The sequence below is a fragment of the Stappia sp. TSB10GB4 genome (assembly GCF_900185745.1).
GTDB lineage: Bacteria > Pseudomonadota > Alphaproteobacteria > Rhizobiales > Stappiaceae > Stappia.
This window is the reverse complement of the sequence record NZ_FYAV01000022.1, coordinates 40,887-56,435: the sequence shown is the minus strand read 5'-3', so window position 1 is coordinate 56,435 and position 15,549 is coordinate 40,887. Positions and strand designations below refer to the sequence as shown.

The 15,549-nt window shown below is 66.4% G+C and carries 13 protein-coding genes; 8 read left to right on the top strand and 5 right to left on the bottom strand.

The genetic code is table 11. The features are described from left to right. Positions 1–233: 233 nt before the first annotated feature. Complete coding sequence (locus tag TSB10GB4_RS01685; RefSeq protein ID WP_186394300.1) at positions 234–932, bottom strand: YggS family pyridoxal phosphate-dependent enzyme; 699 nt, start codon at positions 930–932, stop codon at positions 234–236. A 188-nt stretch (positions 933–1,120) separates the two neighbouring features. On the opposite strand from TSB10GB4_RS01685, the gene leuS reads away from it, so the two are divergent. The 3 genes from leuS to holA are packed head-to-tail and all read left to right on the top strand — an operon-like array spanning position 1,121 to position 5,342. After that, complete coding sequence (leuS, locus tag TSB10GB4_RS01680) at positions 1,121–3,730, top strand: leucine--tRNA ligase (protein ID WP_186394299.1); 2,610 nt, start codon at positions 1,121–1,123, stop codon at positions 3,728–3,730. Continuing rightward, complete coding sequence (lptE, locus tag TSB10GB4_RS01675) at positions 3,717–4,295, top strand: LPS assembly lipoprotein LptE (RefSeq protein ID WP_186387542.1); 579 nt, start codon at positions 3,717–3,719, stop codon at positions 4,293–4,295. Before leuS ends, lptE begins: the two co-directional genes overlap by 14 nt. Before the next feature lie 6 nt (positions 4,296–4,301). Continuing rightward, positions 4,302–5,342: a DNA polymerase III subunit delta gene (gene holA, locus TSB10GB4_RS01670; RefSeq protein WP_186394298.1), complete on the top strand. Its 1,041-nt coding sequence runs from the start codon at positions 4,302–4,304 to the stop codon at positions 5,340–5,342. 40 nt (positions 5,343–5,382) lie between these two features. On the opposite strand, the gene TSB10GB4_RS01665 is transcribed toward holA, so the two are convergent. Then, on the bottom strand, positions 5,383–5,934 hold the full coding sequence (locus tag TSB10GB4_RS01665) for an RNA methyltransferase (RefSeq protein WP_186394297.1): 552 nt from the start codon (positions 5,932–5,934) through the stop codon (positions 5,383–5,385). Positions 5,935–6,112: 178 nt separating this feature from the next. Here TSB10GB4_RS01665 and TSB10GB4_RS01660 point away from each other — a divergent pair, with 178 nt between their 5' ends. Further along, positions 6,113–7,087 (top strand): NADPH:quinone oxidoreductase family protein, encoded by a 975-nt coding sequence (locus TSB10GB4_RS01660; protein WP_186394296.1) that lies wholly within the window; start codon positions 6,113–6,115, stop codon positions 7,085–7,087. Positions 7,088–7,114: 27 nt separating this feature from the next. Here the strand turns inward: TSB10GB4_RS01660 and TSB10GB4_RS01655 are convergent, their stop codons facing one another. After that, positions 7,115–7,918: an exodeoxyribonuclease III gene (locus TSB10GB4_RS01655; RefSeq protein ID WP_186387538.1), complete on the bottom strand. Its 804-nt coding sequence runs from the start codon at positions 7,916–7,918 to the stop codon at positions 7,115–7,117. 282 nt (positions 7,919–8,200) lie between these two features. Between TSB10GB4_RS01655 and lysM the strand changes: the two genes are divergently transcribed. Both lysM and TSB10GB4_RS01645 read left to right on the top strand, forming a co-directional pair. Next, positions 8,201–8,638 carry a peptidoglycan-binding protein LysM gene (lysM, locus tag TSB10GB4_RS01650; protein WP_186394295.1) on the top strand — a complete coding sequence of 146 codons (438 nt, stop codon included), beginning with the start codon at positions 8,201–8,203 and terminating at the stop codon, positions 8,636–8,638. Positions 8,639–8,790: 152 nt separating this feature from the next. Further along, positions 8,791–9,510, top strand: coding sequence for a GH25 family lysozyme (locus tag TSB10GB4_RS01645; protein ID WP_186394294.1), 720 nt, complete (start codon positions 8,791–8,793; stop codon positions 9,508–9,510). Positions 9,511–9,686: 176 nt separating this feature from the next. Here the strand turns inward: TSB10GB4_RS01645 and TSB10GB4_RS01640 are convergent, their stop codons facing one another. Both TSB10GB4_RS01640 and TSB10GB4_RS01635 read right to left on the bottom strand, forming a co-directional pair. Further along, positions 9,687–10,820 (bottom strand): Fic family protein, encoded by a 1,134-nt coding sequence (locus tag TSB10GB4_RS01640; RefSeq protein ID WP_186394293.1) that lies wholly within the window; start codon positions 10,818–10,820, stop codon positions 9,687–9,689. Between the two features lie 319 nt (positions 10,821–11,139). After that, positions 11,140–13,161: a protein meaA gene (locus TSB10GB4_RS01635; RefSeq protein ID WP_186394292.1), complete on the bottom strand. Its 2,022-nt coding sequence runs from the start codon at positions 13,159–13,161 to the stop codon at positions 11,140–11,142. Positions 13,162–13,528: 367 nt separating this feature from the next. Between TSB10GB4_RS01635 and ccrA the strand changes: the two genes are divergently transcribed. Beyond that, on the top strand, positions 13,529–14,824 hold the full coding sequence (gene ccrA / locus TSB10GB4_RS01630; protein WP_186394291.1) for a crotonyl-CoA carboxylase/reductase: 1,296 nt from the start codon (positions 13,529–13,531) through the stop codon (positions 14,822–14,824). Positions 14,825–15,019: 195 nt separating this feature from the next. Further along, positions 15,020–15,541 (top strand): CAP domain-containing protein, encoded by a 522-nt coding sequence (locus TSB10GB4_RS01625; protein ID WP_208984348.1) that lies wholly within the window; start codon positions 15,020–15,022, stop codon positions 15,539–15,541. Positions 15,542–15,549: the final 8 nt, after the last annotated feature.

The window sequence follows — 15,549 nt, the reverse complement described above, 5'->3', positions numbered from 1 at the left end:
AGCGGTGTGACACCCGAGGGCGCATCGCGCTGTCGGGTGTGAACCTCCGGGATCTCTTTATACCTCTGCGGGTCCCGGGCGGCGGATCGTAGTGTCGTCACTCTTTCGGAGTTAACGGGCTGATACCCGCAAACGCCAGCGAAAGTCAAGGGAGCCGGCGCATTCCCCTGCAAAACGCCCCCCTTTGCAAAACGCCCCCCCTTTGCAAAACGCCGAAGGCACGGCCTGCCGGCTCAGGGGTAGTCGCGCGTGCCGAAAATCGCCGAGCCGACGCGCACATGGGTGGCGCCGACGCGCACGGCGCTCTCGAAGTCCGAGGACATGCCCATCGACAGGCCGGCAAGACCGTTGCGCTCGGCGATCTTGCGCAGCAGCGCGAAATGCGGGCCCGGCGTGTCGTCGACCGGGGGGATGCACATCAGGCCGAGCAGCGGCAGGCGCAGTTCGTCCCGGCAGAAGGCGACGAACTCGTCCGCCTCGCGCGGGGCGATGCCGGCCTTTTGCGGCTCCTCGCCGGTGTTCACCTGAATGAAGAAGCGCAAGGTCCGGCCCTGTTCCGCGCATTCGGTGGCGAGCGCGCGGGCGATCTTCTCCCGGTCGAGCGTGTGGATCACGTCGAACAGGGCGACGGCGTCCTTCGCCTTGTTCGACTGCAGCGGGCCGATCAGGTGCAGCTCGATATCGGGAAACTCCCCGCGCAGCGCCGGCCACTTGCCCTGCGCCTCCTGCACCCGGTTCTCGCCAAAGACGCGCTGGCCGGCGGCGATCACCGGACGGATGGCCTCGGCATCGAAGGTCTTGCTGACGGCGATCAGCGTGACCGAGCCGGGCGTGCGCGCGCCGTCCTGCTCGGCGGCGGCGATCCTGTCGCGGATTCCGGAGATCCGGCCGGCGGCGTCGGTCTTGGTCGGTTCGGCGGCGTGCGCGGACATCTTGCTGGCTCTTCGTGCGTGGGCGTTGCGGTGGCTGCCATGGACATGCGACGGGTGCGGCGCGAATGCAAGTCCTGGAGGGGAGAGGCGCGCGCCGCCGGCCTTGCCGGTTGACCGGGCCGGCGATTTCTGGTGACAGTCGCGCCACATCATTTCTTTTCACGGCAACGAGCGAAGCACACGAGATCATGGCGACGGAGCGCTACAACGCCCGCGAAGCGGAAAGCCGCTGGCAGAAGGTCTGGGACGAGGCGAAGGTTTTCGCCACGCGCAACGAGGATCCCCGGCCGAAGTATTACGTGCTCGAGATGTTCCCCTATCCGTCGGGGCGCATCCACATGGGGCATGTGCGCAACTACGCCATGGGCGATGTCGTGGCGCGCTACAAGCGGGCGCGCGGCTTCAACGTGCTGCACCCGATGGGCTGGGACGCCTTCGGCATGCCGGCGGAAAACGCGGCGATGCAGAACAAGGTGCATCCGCGCGACTGGACCTATCAGAACATCGCGACGATGCGCGGCCAGTTGAAGATCATGGGCCTGTCGCTCGACTGGGAGCGCGAGTTCGCCACTTGCGATGTCGAGTATTACACCCAGCAGCAGCACCTGTTCCTGGATTTCCTGAAGGCCGGCCTTGCCTATCGCAAGAACTCCAAGGTCAACTGGGACCCGGTCGACATGACCGTGCTGGCCAACGAGCAGGTGATCGACGGGCGCGGCTGGCGCTCTGGCGCGCTGGTCGAGCAGCGCGAGCTGACCCAGTGGTTCTTCAAGATCTCCGACTGGTCGGAAGAGCTGTTGTCGGCGCTCGACACGCTCGACCGCTGGCCGGACAAGGTCCGCCTGATGCAGAAGAACTGGATCGGCCGGTCCGAGGGCCTGCGCGTGCGCTTCGCCTTCTCGACGCCCGCGCCGACCGGCGACACGTCGCTGGAGATCTTCACCACCCGGCCGGACACGCTGTTCGGCGCCTCGTTCATGGGCCTGTCGCCGGACCATCCGATCTCGCGCAGGCTCGCCGAGGGCGATCCGAAGATCGCGGCCTTCGTCGAGGAGTGCCGGCGCATCGGCACCTCGGCCGAGGCCATCGAGACGGCGGAGAAGATCGGCATCGACACCGGGCTGACGGTCGTCCATCCGCTCGACCCCTCGATCACGCTGCCGGTCTATATCGCCAACTTCATCCTGATGGACTACGGCACCGGCGCGATCTTCGCCTGCCCGGCGCATGACCAGCGCGACCTCGACTTCGCCCGCAAGTATCACCTGCCGGTGCGTCCGGTGGTGCTGCCGAACGGAGCGGATCCGGAGACCTTCGAGATCCGCGACGAGGCTTATACGGATGAGGGCACGATCTACAATTCCGCCTTCATGGACGGAATGTCGATCGCGGATGCCAAGGAAGCGGTGGCCGCGCGGCTGGAGGGGGCGATGCTGGACGGGGCGCCGCAGGCGCAGCGCCAGGTCAATTACCGCCTGCGCGACTGGGGCATCTCGCGCCAGCGCTACTGGGGCTGCCCGATCCCGGTCATCCATTGCGACGACTGCGGCGTGGTGCCGGTGCCGGTCGCCGACCTGCCGGTGCAACTGCCCGACGACATCGACTTCGACAAGCCGGGCAATCCGCTCGACCGCCATCCGACCTGGCGCAACGTCGCCTGTCCGAATTGCGGCAAGCCGGCGCGGCGCGAGACCGACACGATGGACACGTTCGTCGATTCCTCGTGGTATTTCGCCCGCTTCACCGATCCGCGCGCCAAGACGCCGACCGACAAGGCGGTGGCGGATGCCTGGCTGCCGGTCGACCAGTATATCGGCGGCATCGAGCACGCGATCCTGCACCTGCTCTATTCGCGCTTCTTCGCCAGGGCGATGAGCGTCACCGGGCATCTCAGCGTCAAGGAGCCGTTCCGCGGCCTGTTCACGCAAGGCATGGTGACGCACGAGACCTACAAGGCGCCGGGCGGCGGCTGGGTCTCGCCGGCCGAGGTGCGCATCGAGGGCGACGGCGAGGTGCGCAAGGCCTTCCTGCTGGAGAGCGGCGAGGAAGTCGCCATCGGTTCGATCGAGAAGATGTCGAAGTCGAAGAAGAACACCGTCGACCCGACCGACATCATCGAGACTTACGGCGCCGACACGGCCCGCTGGTTCATGCTGTCCGACAGCCCGCCCGAGCGCGACGTGCAGTGGACCGAGGACGGGGTGCAGGGCGCCTGGCGCTTCATGCAGCGCGTCTGGCGGCTGATTTCCGAGATCGGCGAGAGCGTGCCGCAGACGGCGCGCCCCGATGCCTTCGGCGAGGCGGCGACCGCCCTGCGCCGGGCGACCCACAAGGCCTGCCAGGCGATCTCGGCCGATATCGAGGCGCTGTCCTTCAACCGCGCCGTCGCCCGGATCTACGAACTGGTCAACACGCTGTCCAAGGCTTTGCAGGGCAGCGCGGAGGGCGACGACATGCGCTTCGCCCAGCGCGAGGCGGCGGCCTTCCTGGTGCAGATGATGGCGCCGATGGCGCCGCACCTGGCCGAGGAATGCTGGCGGGCGCTCGGCCACGAGAGCCTGCTGGCAACGCAGGGCTGGCCGCAGATCGAGGCGGCTCTCCTGGTCGAGGCGACCATCACCCTGCCGGTGCAGGTGAACGGCAAGAAGCGCGCGGACCTCGTCGTCTCACGCGAGGCTTCCAATGAGGAGGTCGAAGCGGCTACCTTGCTGCTCGAGGCCGTGCAGCGCGCGCTGGACGGCAAGCCCGCCCGCAAGATCATCGTGGTTCCGCAGAGGATCGTGAATGTCGTCGTGTGACCATCCGCAACCGCAGCAGCCCGCCCGCCGGCGGACGCTCGCCGTTCTCGTCATCGGTGCGGCGCTGCTTGCCGGCGCCTGCCAGGTGCGGCCGCTCTACGGCACCATCGGCGGAGTGTCGGGAGCCTCCCCCGCCGTCGCCAGCGAGCTGGCGGCCATCGACATCGATCTGGTGGAGACCTCCTCCAGGGAGGATCTCGACCGGGTCGGCCAGGTGCTGCGCAACGAGCTGATCTTCGGCTTCCGCCGCGGCCGCGAGGCGGGCGAGCAGCGCTACCGGCTGCGGATCCTGATCGACCGGCCGCTCAACGAGGTCGGCGTCGAGCGGCTCGCCGACGTGCCGTCGGCCTATACGGTCACCGTCAACGCCACCTATGTGCTGAGCGAGCTCGGTACGGGCCGCACGGTGACCACGGGCCGCGCCTTCGGCTCCGCCTCCTTCGACTTCTCCAGCCAGCGCTTCGCCAACCTGCGCGCCCAGCGCGATGCCGAGGACCGGGCGGCGAAGATGGTGGCCGGCGACATCCAGACGCGGCTCGCCGGCTTCTTCGCGTCCCGCGGCTGATCCGCGATGGTCGCGCTCAAGGCCGGCGAGATCGACCGTTTCATCGCCGAACCGCCGGCCGACGTCTCCCTCGTCCTCGTTTTCGGGCCTGATACCGGGCTCGTCTCCGAGCGCGCCCAGGCGCTGGTGACGCGCGCTTCCGGCGGCGTCGACGATCCGTTCTCGCTCGTGCGCCTGGATGCCGCCGAGGTGGTCTCCGACCCGGCGCGGCTGATCGACGAGGCCTCGACCGTGCCGCTGTTCGGCGGCCGACGGGTGGTCTGGCTGCGCGACGGGGCGGGCAAGAACCTGTCGCCGGCGGTCGATCCGCTGTTCGGCGAACTGCGCGCGGAAAGCGCGCTGGTGGTGATCGAGGCGGGCGACCTGAAAAAGGGCACGGGCCTGCGCGGCAAGTTCGAGCGCGACCGCAAGGCGGTGGCGATCCCCTGCTATGGCGACGAGGCGCGCGATCTGGAGCGGGTGATCGACGGCGAATTGCGCGAGGCCGGCCTTGCGATCAGCCGCGAGGCGCGACAGGTGCTGATGGGGCTGCTCGGCGCCGACCGGCTGGCCAGCCGCGGCGAGGTGCGCAAGCTCTGCCTCTATGCCTATGGGCGCGAGCGCATCGATGTCGCCGATGTCGAGGCGGTGATCGGCGATGCCTCGGCCTTTGCCGTCGACGAGTTGATCGATGCGGCCGCGCTTGGCGATCTCGGCACGCTTGACCACGGGCTGGAGCGGTTGTCGGCCAGCGGCCAGCGCGCCGACATGATCGCCTCGGCGGCGCTGCGGCATTTCCAGTTCCTCGCCCGCGCCAGGGCGGAGGTCGATCGCGGCGTGCCGCCGGCCCGCGTCGTCGAGCAGGCGCGTCCGCCGATCTTCTACAAGCGCCGCGACCTTGTCGCGCGGGAGCTGTCGCTGTGGTCGGGAGACGACCTTGCCAAGGCGGGCGAGCGGCTGGCGGATGCGGTGGCGGCGGCGCGCAAGTCGCCGGCCCTGGCCGAGGCGCTGGTCGGCGATGTGCTGCTGACGCTCGGCCGGGTGGCCCGCTCGCGCGGCCGGCGCTGACCTCGCGCCGCCGATCCACCCTTGGAGCGCGCGTCTCCCGTTAGTCCGGCTGGCCGGGGATCTTGCGTCCGGTGCGCATGATCGGGCCGCCATGCCTGTGCTCCGGGCGCGGCGTCTTCGGGCCGCCGGCGGTCAGCGGGCGTGCGGCATATTGTCCATGCACCCGGTGGCGGTCATAGAGCACCACCGCCCCGGCGATCGCGATGTTCAGGCAGAACTTGCTCGGGATCTTGATGATGTGCTGGCAGGCCGCCTGCATTTCCGGCGAAAGCGAGCCGCGCTCGGGGCCGAGGATATAGGCTGCCTGCAGCGGATGCATGAAGCTCGGCAGGTCGACAGCCTCGTCGGTCAGTTCGACGCCGACAAGCTGGCAGCCCTGCGGCAGGTCCATCTCGGCGATTGAGGGCCAGTGGAACAGCGGCAGATGGCCGGTGCTCTTCGACGTGTCGGAGGCCGGCGCCCTGCGGATCCGCTTGTCGGCATCGACGGTGAAGAAGAAGCTCGCCCCGAAGGCATGCGCCGAGCGCATCAGGTTGCCGAGGTTCATCTGCTTGGAAATGCCTTCCGCCCCGACAGCGAAATAACCGCGCATGACGCCTTGCGACCTCCTTTTCGTTGTGCCCGGCCGGTGCCGGGCAACCGCAGGTGCCCGGAGATAGCGGCTGGCCGCGGCCCTGGCAAGTTTGCGGGCCTTCGCTGCTTCCAGGACTTCGCAGGCCGTGCTAGGCGAGGCTTGGGGAAAACTTGGGGAACAGTTGGGGGAATCATCCGTGAAAGCCATCTTGTGCGAACGCTTCGGCGCGCCCGAGGATCTCGTCCTGCGCGACATCGAGATGCCGACGCCCGGGCCGGGGGACGTGCTGGTGGAGGTCCACGCCGCGGCGCTCAACTTCTTCGATACGCTGATCATTCAGGGCAAGTACCAGTTTCGTCCCGAGATGCCGTTCTCACCCGGCGCGGAGTTCGCCGGCCGGGTGCTGGAGACGGGCGAAGGGATCGAGGCGTTCGAGCCGGGCGACCGGGTGATGGGCTATGTGCGCTGGGGCGCGGTGCGCGGCGCGGTGATCGCCAGCGAGGACGATCTCATCGCCCTGCCGGACGAGGTTTCGGACGAGGCGGCGGCCGGCCTGTCGGTCACCTATGGCACAACGCTGCATGCCTTTCGCGACCGGGCGCGGCTGGAGCCGGGCGAGACCGTGGCCGTGCTCGGCGCCTCGGGCGGCGTCGGACTTGCCGCTGTCGAGATCGCCAAGGCGATGGGCGCGCGGGTGATCGCCTGTGCCTCCAGCGCGGACAAGCTGGAGCTCGCCCGCGCCCATGGCGCCGACGAACTGGTCAACTATGCCGAGGACGACCTCAAGCTCCGGCTGAAGCAGCTCACCAATGGCAGCGGTGTCGATGTGGTCTACGATCCGGTCGGCGGCGACTACGCCGAAGCGGCGCTGCGCGCCACGGCCTGGCGCGGCCGCTATCTGGTTGTCGGTTTTGCTGCCGGCGAGATCCCGAAGCTGCCGCTCAATCTGGTCATGCTGAAGGGCTGCGACGTGCTCGGCGTGTTCTGGAGCGATGCCATCGTACGCGAGCCGGAGGCGCATCGCGACAATATGGAGCAGTTGCTCGCCTGGGTGCGCGAGGGGCGTATCGTGCCGCATCTGCACGCGGCCTATCCGATCGAGGAGACGGCGCGCGCCCTGCGCGAACTCGCGGACCGCAAGGCCCAGGGCAAGGTGATCATCCGCCCGTAAGGGCGTTGGAGCAGGCTGCAGGCGGCTTTAAGCCTCCAGCCGCACCAGCACCGGGGCGTGGTCGGAGGGCTGGTCCCAGCCGCGGGCGTCGCGCAGCACCTGCATGGAGACCGCCTGGCCGGCCAGCGCCGGGTTGGCCCAGACATGATCGAGGCGGCGGCCCTTGTCGGCCGCCGACCAGTCCGCGGCCCGGTAGCTCCACCAGGTGTAGAGCTTCTCCTCCATCGGCACGAAGGCGCGCATCACGTCGGTAAGGCCGGCGGCGGTGCGCACCGCCTCCAGCTTCTCGCATTCGATCGGCGTGTGGCTGACGATCTTCAAGAGCTGCTTGTGCGACCACACGTCATGCTCGTAGGGCGCCACATTGAGGTCGCCGACGACGATGGCATTGCCGGACATCGCGGCGAAGCGCTCGCCCATCTCGTCGAGAAAGGCGAGCTTGTGCGCGAACTTGTCGTTGAGCTCCGGATCGGGCAGGTCGCCGCCGGCCGGCACATAGAAGTTCTGCAGGGTGAAGCGGTCGCCACCGAAGGGGATGCCGGTCGAAAGATGCCGGCTGTCGCCCTTGGTGCAGTAGTCGATCCGCTCCTCGTCGAGGAAGGGGCGGCGGGAGATCGTCGCGACGCCGTGATAGCCCTTCTGGCCCTTGATCGCGATATGCTCGTAGCCGAGCTTGCGGAAGGCGGAGAGCGGAAAATTGCCGTCCGCGCACTTGGTTTCCTGCAGGCAGATCACGTCCGGCGCATGGTCGAGGATCAGCTTCTCGACGATCGGCAGGCGCAGCCGCACCGAGTTGATGTTCCAGGTGGCGATGGTCAGGCGGTCGGTCATGGCGATCCGGGTCTGGCAGGGCGGGGCGGAGCCTGAGCGGCTTCCTGACTGATTGCCAGTTGCCGGCGCGCCTTGCAAGGCCGGCCTTTCTCCGGCCCGGCGGATTTCTGTGTTGCCTGTCACAGGAATCCGGCCCTGGCGGCTGTATTGACTGCGGCTGACACTGGTGTCGAACGGCGCGGGCAAGCCGCGCTGTTGCAGTGGGAGACGCGGCACCTGCCGCGTCAGATGGGACCGCGCGGCGTCAGCCGCGTTGGGGCAGGACCGAAGGGGAGCCGCGACATGGGTTTTTTTGATTTCGTGAAGGATGCAGGCAAGTCGCTGTGGGGCAGCAAGGAGCCGGAGGCCGATGCGGCCGCGGCGATCGAGAAGGAAGTGGCGGCGCTCGGCCTCGACGGCGACGTCAAGGTGGAAGTGTCCGGCGACACGGTGAAGATCGCCGGTGCCGCCCCGACCCAGGAAGCCCGCGAGAAGCTGATCCTGGCCGCCGGCAACGTGCTCGGCGTTGCCAGGGTGGAAGAGGAGATCGCGGTCGCCGCCATCGCGCCGGAAGCCAGCTTCCACACGGTGGCAAAGGGCGACACGCTGTGGGCGGTGGCCAAGAAGGCCTATGGCGACGGCTCCAAATACATGGTGATCTTCGAGGCCAACAAGCCGATGCTGGCCGAGCCGGACAAGATCTATCCGGGCCAGGTGCTGCGCATTCCGCCGCTCGGCTGAGGCCGGCGCTGCGATCACGATCATGTGAGGCCGAACCGAAAGGTTTGGCCTCATCTCATTTCCGCTTCGCTCGATTGCTAAGTGCTTCCTTAACGCTTTGGTCATAGTGTCCAGACCCGGTTGAAAGGGGGCTTTGGACCAAAGAGAGAGCGATGACTGCGCGCGTGCTGATCCTGTTTTGCACCCTTTTCGTGGCGTCCTGCGCGGCATTCGATTTCGAAGATCCGAAGCCGCAGGACTATCCCATCCACGGCATCGATGTGGCGCGCTACCAGGGCGACATCGATTGGCACCGGGTGAAGAAGGCCGGCACCGAGTTCGCCTGGATCAAGGCGACCGAGGGCGGCGACTATCTCGATCCGAAGTTCATGGAGAACTGGACGAACGCCAAGGCGGCCGACGTGCGGCGCGGCGCCTATCATTTCTATTTCTTCTGCCGTCCGGTGGAGGACCAGATCGCCTGGTTCATCGAGAACGTTCCGGTCGACCCGGATGCGCTGCCGCCGGTGCTCGACATGGAATGGAACGGACACTCCTGGTGCCGGGAGCGCCCGGGCCGCGAGAAGGTCCTGCATGACATGGACCTGTTCCTGCGGGCGATGGAGAGCCATTATGGCAAGCGGCCGGTGATCTATTCCTCCGTCGATTTCCACCGCGACCGGCTGGTCGGGGCGAAGCGCGGCTACGACTTCTGGCTGCGCTCTGTCGCGGCCCATCCCAACCGCCGCTACGAGGACCGCCGCGACTGGGTGTTCTGGCAGTACACGGCGAAGGGCCGCGTCGACGGCATCAAGGGCGATGTCGACCGCAACGCCTTCCACGGCTCGCGTCGGCAATGGCAGCGCTGGCTCCAGGGCCACCGCACGCGCTAGGGCGATTTCCGATCAGGTGGACTCGCCTGATCGATTAGAAATCCCTCCAGATTCAATACCTAGAGCATATTCTCGTCGTTCAGATCGAACCGATCTGAACGACGAGAATATGCTCTAGGCGTGCGGGACTGGGCTGGAGTGGGGCGGGGCGCTGATTGGAGACCGGCAGCGAATATTTACGCTCGCACAATTTCCATCAAAGGCTCGAACCTGTAGAGGGCTCCTCGTCGTCCGCTGGCCGGACGCAGTTCCTGCAGCAGGCCGTTTTCGTGGAGCAGCCGGGTGATCCTGATGGCGACATGCTTCGGTATTCCAGATCGCTTGATCAGGTGACTGTTCTTGAACACCGGTTGCGCGAAAATGCTGTCTTGCGCTGCGATGTGCCATTTGGATCCCGATAGCTCCCGGAATTTCTCCTTCATCTCGTCATAGAGAGCAGTGATCTTCTGTGCCGTGATTAGATTGCTTTCCGCTTGCTCGGCGATGGCCTGCAGGAAAAAAGCCGTCCATTTTGTCCAGTCGTCGTCGCGCGATACGGAGCGCATGAGTTCTATGTAGTCTTCCTTGTGCTCCTCGAAGAACGCACTGATGTAGAAATAGGGCTTGTGTATCAGCCTGAACTTCCAAAGCAGCAGCGTGATGAGAAGCCGCCCGATTCGGCCGTTTCCGTCGTTGAACGGATGCAGCGCTTCAAACTCCACATGTGCGATGGCGACTTTAAAAAGATGCAAGAACTGGGAATCGTTGATGAAGTCGATCAGTGCGCGCATCGCGGGACGCAGGTCCAGAGGATTGATCGGCTTGAAATAGATGACCTTGCGACGGTCGTCCCCAACGTAATTCTGTTCTGTTTTGTATTCGCCCGGAGATTTCCTTGCTCCGCGACCGAAGCTCAGGAGTATCCGGTGCGCATTCTTGATCAACGTCTCGTTGATCGGGTCTCCGTTGATCATCGCATCGTGTGACCGACGCAATACCGCACTGAACAGCGCGACTTCCACCACATCGTCCCTGGTGCCATGCGCGTGCAGATTGTCTTCGCTTTCAGCCTCGTAGATCATGACCTCGTCGACGGTAGAGATCGTTCCTTCCATGCGGGAGGAGATGACCGCTTCATTTTGCCGGAGCGGTGCGAGCAGAAGTTCGCTGTTGGGCAGAGAGAGCAACATCTGGTCGTAGCGGGAGATCGCATCCTGTGCTCGGCTGAGCGGCTCGATGAGCTGGTTCAGATCCAGCGCCTGCGGCGGGAATCTCCCATAGTGATAGTCGACCATCTCGCTGCGGTCATAGGCGTCCAGATTGGCGACCATAAACCAATCCCGCTTTCAGAATGAGTTGAGCTTCGATTTTGTGTACGGCTTTTTGCAAAATTTGCAACGCTAATCGGGTTGTGTTGGGCGTGTGCCCCTCTACGCGGGTTTTGGTGGGTTTCTGGAGGTTTTCGTAACTCAATCCGGCTTGAGAGATGTGGGATGACGACAAGCTGCTTTGAGTTGCTCAAATGTGGAATTTTGCAACGCAAACTCGGGGTCGCGCCACCGTTCAGCACAGCTTGCTCCCCCGCCATCCGTCAAGCGAAGCGCTCTGTGCCGAATGCGTGATGTGTGCGAGCCTATCGGGCCGGCGCCCTCACGCAGCCGCTTCCGCCCGCGAGCCGACGATCTCCACCACTTCCTTCATGATGTCGGTGAGCTGGAAGTTCTTCGGCGTGTAGACGGCGGCAACGCCCATTGCCCGCAGACTGGCGGCGTCTTCCTCGGGAATGATGCCGCCGACGACCACCGGGATATCGTCGATGCCGGCGGCGCGCAGCCGCTCCATCACGTCGCGCACCAGGGCAAGGTGCGAGCCGGACAGGATCGACAGGCCGATGACATGGACGTCCTCCTCCAGCGCGGCATTGACGATCTGCGCCGGCGTCAGGCGGATGCCCTCGTAGACGACTTCCATGCCGCAGTCGCGCGCCCGCACGGCGATCTGCTCGGCGCCGTTGGAATGGCCGTCGAGGCCGGGCTTGCCGACCAGGAACTTCAGCCGCCGGCCGAGCTTGGCCGACACGCTCTCCACCGCAGCGCGCACCGGAGCAAGGTCCTGCGCATCGGCGCGTGCCGCCTTGCCGACACCCGTCGGCGCCCGGTATTCGCCGAACACCTCGCGCAGCGCCGCGCCCCATTCGCCGGTGGTGACGCCGGCCTTCGCCGCCGCGATCGACGGCTCCATGATGTTGGTGCCCTCGCTCGCCGCCTGCTTCAGCGCGGCGATGGCGCCCGCCACGGCGCCTTCGTCGCGCGCCTCGCGCCAGGCCGTCAGCGTGGCAATGGCTTCCGCCTCGACATGCTCGGGCACCGTCAGGATGCCGCCGTCCTCGCCGGTGGCGAGCGGCGAGGGCTCGCTCTCGGTGAAGCGGTTGACGCCGACGACCACCTGCTCGCCCGCCTCGATGGCGGCAAGGCGGGCGGCGTTGGAGGCGACCAGCGCCTGCTTCATGTAGCTCGTTTCCACCGCCGCGACGGCGCCGCCCATCTCCTCGATGCGGGCAAGCTCGGCGCGCGCCTCGCTCTTCAGCGCCTCGACCTTGCTGCCGATCACCGAGGAGCCGTCGAAGATATCCTCGAATTCCAGCAGGTCGGTCTCGTAGGCGAGGATCTGCTGCACGCGCAGCGACCATTGCTGGTCGAAGGGGCGCGGCAGGCCGAGCGCTTCGTTCCACGCCGGCAGTTGCACGGCGCGGGCGCGGGCGTTTTTCGACAGCACCACGGCCAGTGCCTCGATGAGAATGCGGTAGACGTTGTTTTCCGGCTGCTGCTCGGTGAGCCCGAGCGAGTTGACCTGCACCCCGTAGCGGAAGCGGCGGTAGCGCTCGTCCGCAACGCCGTAGCGGGTCTGGCAGATCTCGTCCCACAGTTCGGCGAAGGCGCGCATCTTGCAGATCTCGGTGATGAAGCGCATGCCGGCATTGACGAAGAAGGAGATGCGCCCGACCGCCTCGGGAAAATCCGCCGGGTCGATGGCGCCCGACGCCCGGACCTCGTCGAGGATGGCGATCGCCGTCGCCAGCGCGAAGGACAGTTCCTGCACCGGCGTCGCGCCGGCCTCCTGCAGGTGGTAGGAGCACACGTTCATCGGGTTCCACTTTGGCATCGCCCGGTAGGTCCAGGCGATGACGTCGCGGGTCAGCCGCAGCGAGGGCGCGGGCGGAAACACATAGGTGCCGCGCGACAGGTATTCCTTGATGATGTCGTTCTGCGTCGTGCCGGAAAGCTGCGCCCGGTCGGCGCCCTGTTCGTCGGCCGCCGCGACATAGAGCGCCAGCAGCCAGGGGGCGGTGGCGTTGATCGTCATCGACGTGTTCATCTGCTCAAGCGGGATGCCGTCGAACAGCGCCCGCATGTCGCCGAGATGGGCGATCGGAACGCCGACCTTGCCGACCTCGCCGCGCGCCAGCGGGTGATCGGGATCGTAGCCGGTCTGGGTCGGCAGGTCGAAGGCGACGGACAGGCCCGTCTGGCCCTTGGCGAGGTTGCGGCGATAGAGCGCATTGGAGGCGGCGGCCGTCGAATGGCCGGCATAGGTGCGGAAGATCCAGGGCTTATCGCGCCGGATGCCGGCGGCGCCCGTCTGCGGGTTGGCGGGGGTCGCTCTGTCGCCCATGGAAACACTCCTCGCAAGCTTCGCGCCCGCGGCAGCGCCCAAGGGCCCCGCATGCCGGGCATCTTCCTGATTTTCCTCAGGCTCCCGACCTTGCGACCGGTCACCCTCCTCCCGAAATCGCGCGGCCCTGCGGCCTCGCACACGCACTATTTCTAGGTGCAATGCAAAAACACTCTTGGGCAAATGCGCCAATTAAGCAATAGTCCAATAGCGGGGCGCCCGTTTTTCGCACGATAGTTTCGCGAAGCGGGCATCTGAGCCGGCTTGCGATAATGCGCTGCAGCATTATCGTGTGGAGGACGGCGCCATAGCGGAGGCGGGGGGCGCTGTATCCGCGAAGGCTGACAAACGGGAGGATAACGGCAATATGGGCAGTGCTCAGCAGGCAAACGACAATCGCGAGGCGGAGGATCGCCCGGTGAAGGACCTTTACGAGATCGGTGAGATCCCGCCGCTCGGCCATGTGCCGAAGTCGATGTATGCCTGGGCGATCCGGCCGGATCGGCACGGGCCGCCGGAAGAGGCGATGAAGCTGGAAGTGGTTCCCACCTGGGAACTCGACAGCAACGAGGTGCTGGTGCTGGTGATGGCCGCCGGCGTCAACTACAACGGCATCTGGGCCGGGCTCGGCGAGCCGATCTCGGTCTTCAAGGTGCACGACATGCCCTATCACATCGCCGGGTCGGATGCCTCGGGCATCGTCTGGGCGGTCGGATCCAAGGTGAAGCGCTGGAAGGTCGGCGACGAGGTCGTCGTCCATTGCAACCAGGACGACGGCGACGACGAGGAGTGCAACGGCGGCGACCCGATGTTCTCGCCAACCCAGCGGATCTGGGGCTACGAGACCCCGGACGGATCGTTCTCGCAGTTCTGCCGGGTGCAGTCGCAGCAGTTGATGCCGCGACCCCAGCACCTGACCTGGGAGGAGGCGGCCTGCTACACGCTGACGCTGGCGACCGCCTATCGCATGCTGTTCGGCCATGCGCCGCACCAGTTGCGGCCGGGCCAGAACGTGCTGGTGTGGGGCGCCTCTGGCGGTCTCGGCGTGTTCGGCATCCAGCTTGCGGCTGCCGCCGGCGCCAATGCCATCGGCATCATCTCCGACGAGGACAAGCGCGACTATGTGCTGTCGCTCGGCGCCAAGGGGGTGATCAACCGCAAGGACTTCAACTGCTGGGGCCAGATGCCCAAGGTCAACTCGCCCGAGTACAACGAGTGGCTGAAGGAGGCGCGACGCTTCGGCAAGGCGATCTGGGACATCACCGGCAAGGGCAACGATGTCGACATGGTGTTCGAGCATCCGGGCGAGGCGACCTTCCCGGTCTCCTGTCTGGTGGTCAAGCGCGGCGGCATGGTGGTGTTCTGCGCCGGCACGACCGGCTTCAACCTGACCTTCGACGCCCGCTATGTCTGGATGCGGCAGAAGCGCATCCAGGGGTCGCATTTCGCCCATCTCAAGCAGGCCTCGGAAGCCAACAAGGCGGTGATGGACCGGCGCATCGATCCCTGCATGAGCGAGGTCTTCCCCTGGGAGGACATCCCGCGCGCCCATACCAAGATGTGGAAGAACCAGCATGCTCCCGGCAACATGGCGGTGCTGGTCTGCGCGCCGACCACCGGTCTTCGCAGCTTCGAGGATGTGCTGGCGGCCAGCAAGGCCTGAACCGGCGGTCGCTTCCTGCCCCGCCGCGGAATGTCTCTCGCGGCGGGGCATCAACGCTTTCTCAAGGGACCGGGCCTATCCTTGCGCGACGGACCATGTGCGTCATGGTCGGACGACGTGAGCAAAGCGGCGCCGCGCGGCCGCCGCCTTTCGTTTTTCCTCGCCCCGCGCCGCGCGGGACGTTATGAGGACTGCATGATCTCTTGGTTCCGTTTCGGGTGTGTCGCCCTTGTCGGGCTGCTCGCCGCCGCCTGCATGCCGGAGCGCGAAGGCGTCGTTCCGCCCTATTACCGGGATCTTGCCCGGGTCGACGCCTCCGTCGACGCGGCTTCGGCGCAGCAGATGATCTCCAGCTACCGCCAGTCGAACGGCGCCGGCCTGCTGATGGTCGATCCGGTCCTGATGCAGGCGGCGCAGAAGCAGGCGATCGCCATGGCGCGTGCCGAGGACGTGAGGGCGTCGCTGGAGCCGGGCAACAGCCTGGCGACGCGGCTTGCCGTCGCCGGCGAGGGCAAGACCTACGCGGTCGAAAATGTCAGCGCCGGCTACCGGACGATCGCCGAGGCGTTTTCCGGCTGGCGCGATTCGCCCAAGCACAATGCGGTGATGCTCGACGGCAAGGCCACCCGCATGGGCATCGCCACGGCCTATGCCGCCGGGTCCCGACACAAGGTGTACTGGTCGCTGGTGCTTGCCGGGCCGGCCGGCCAGCCCTAAGTCCGTCA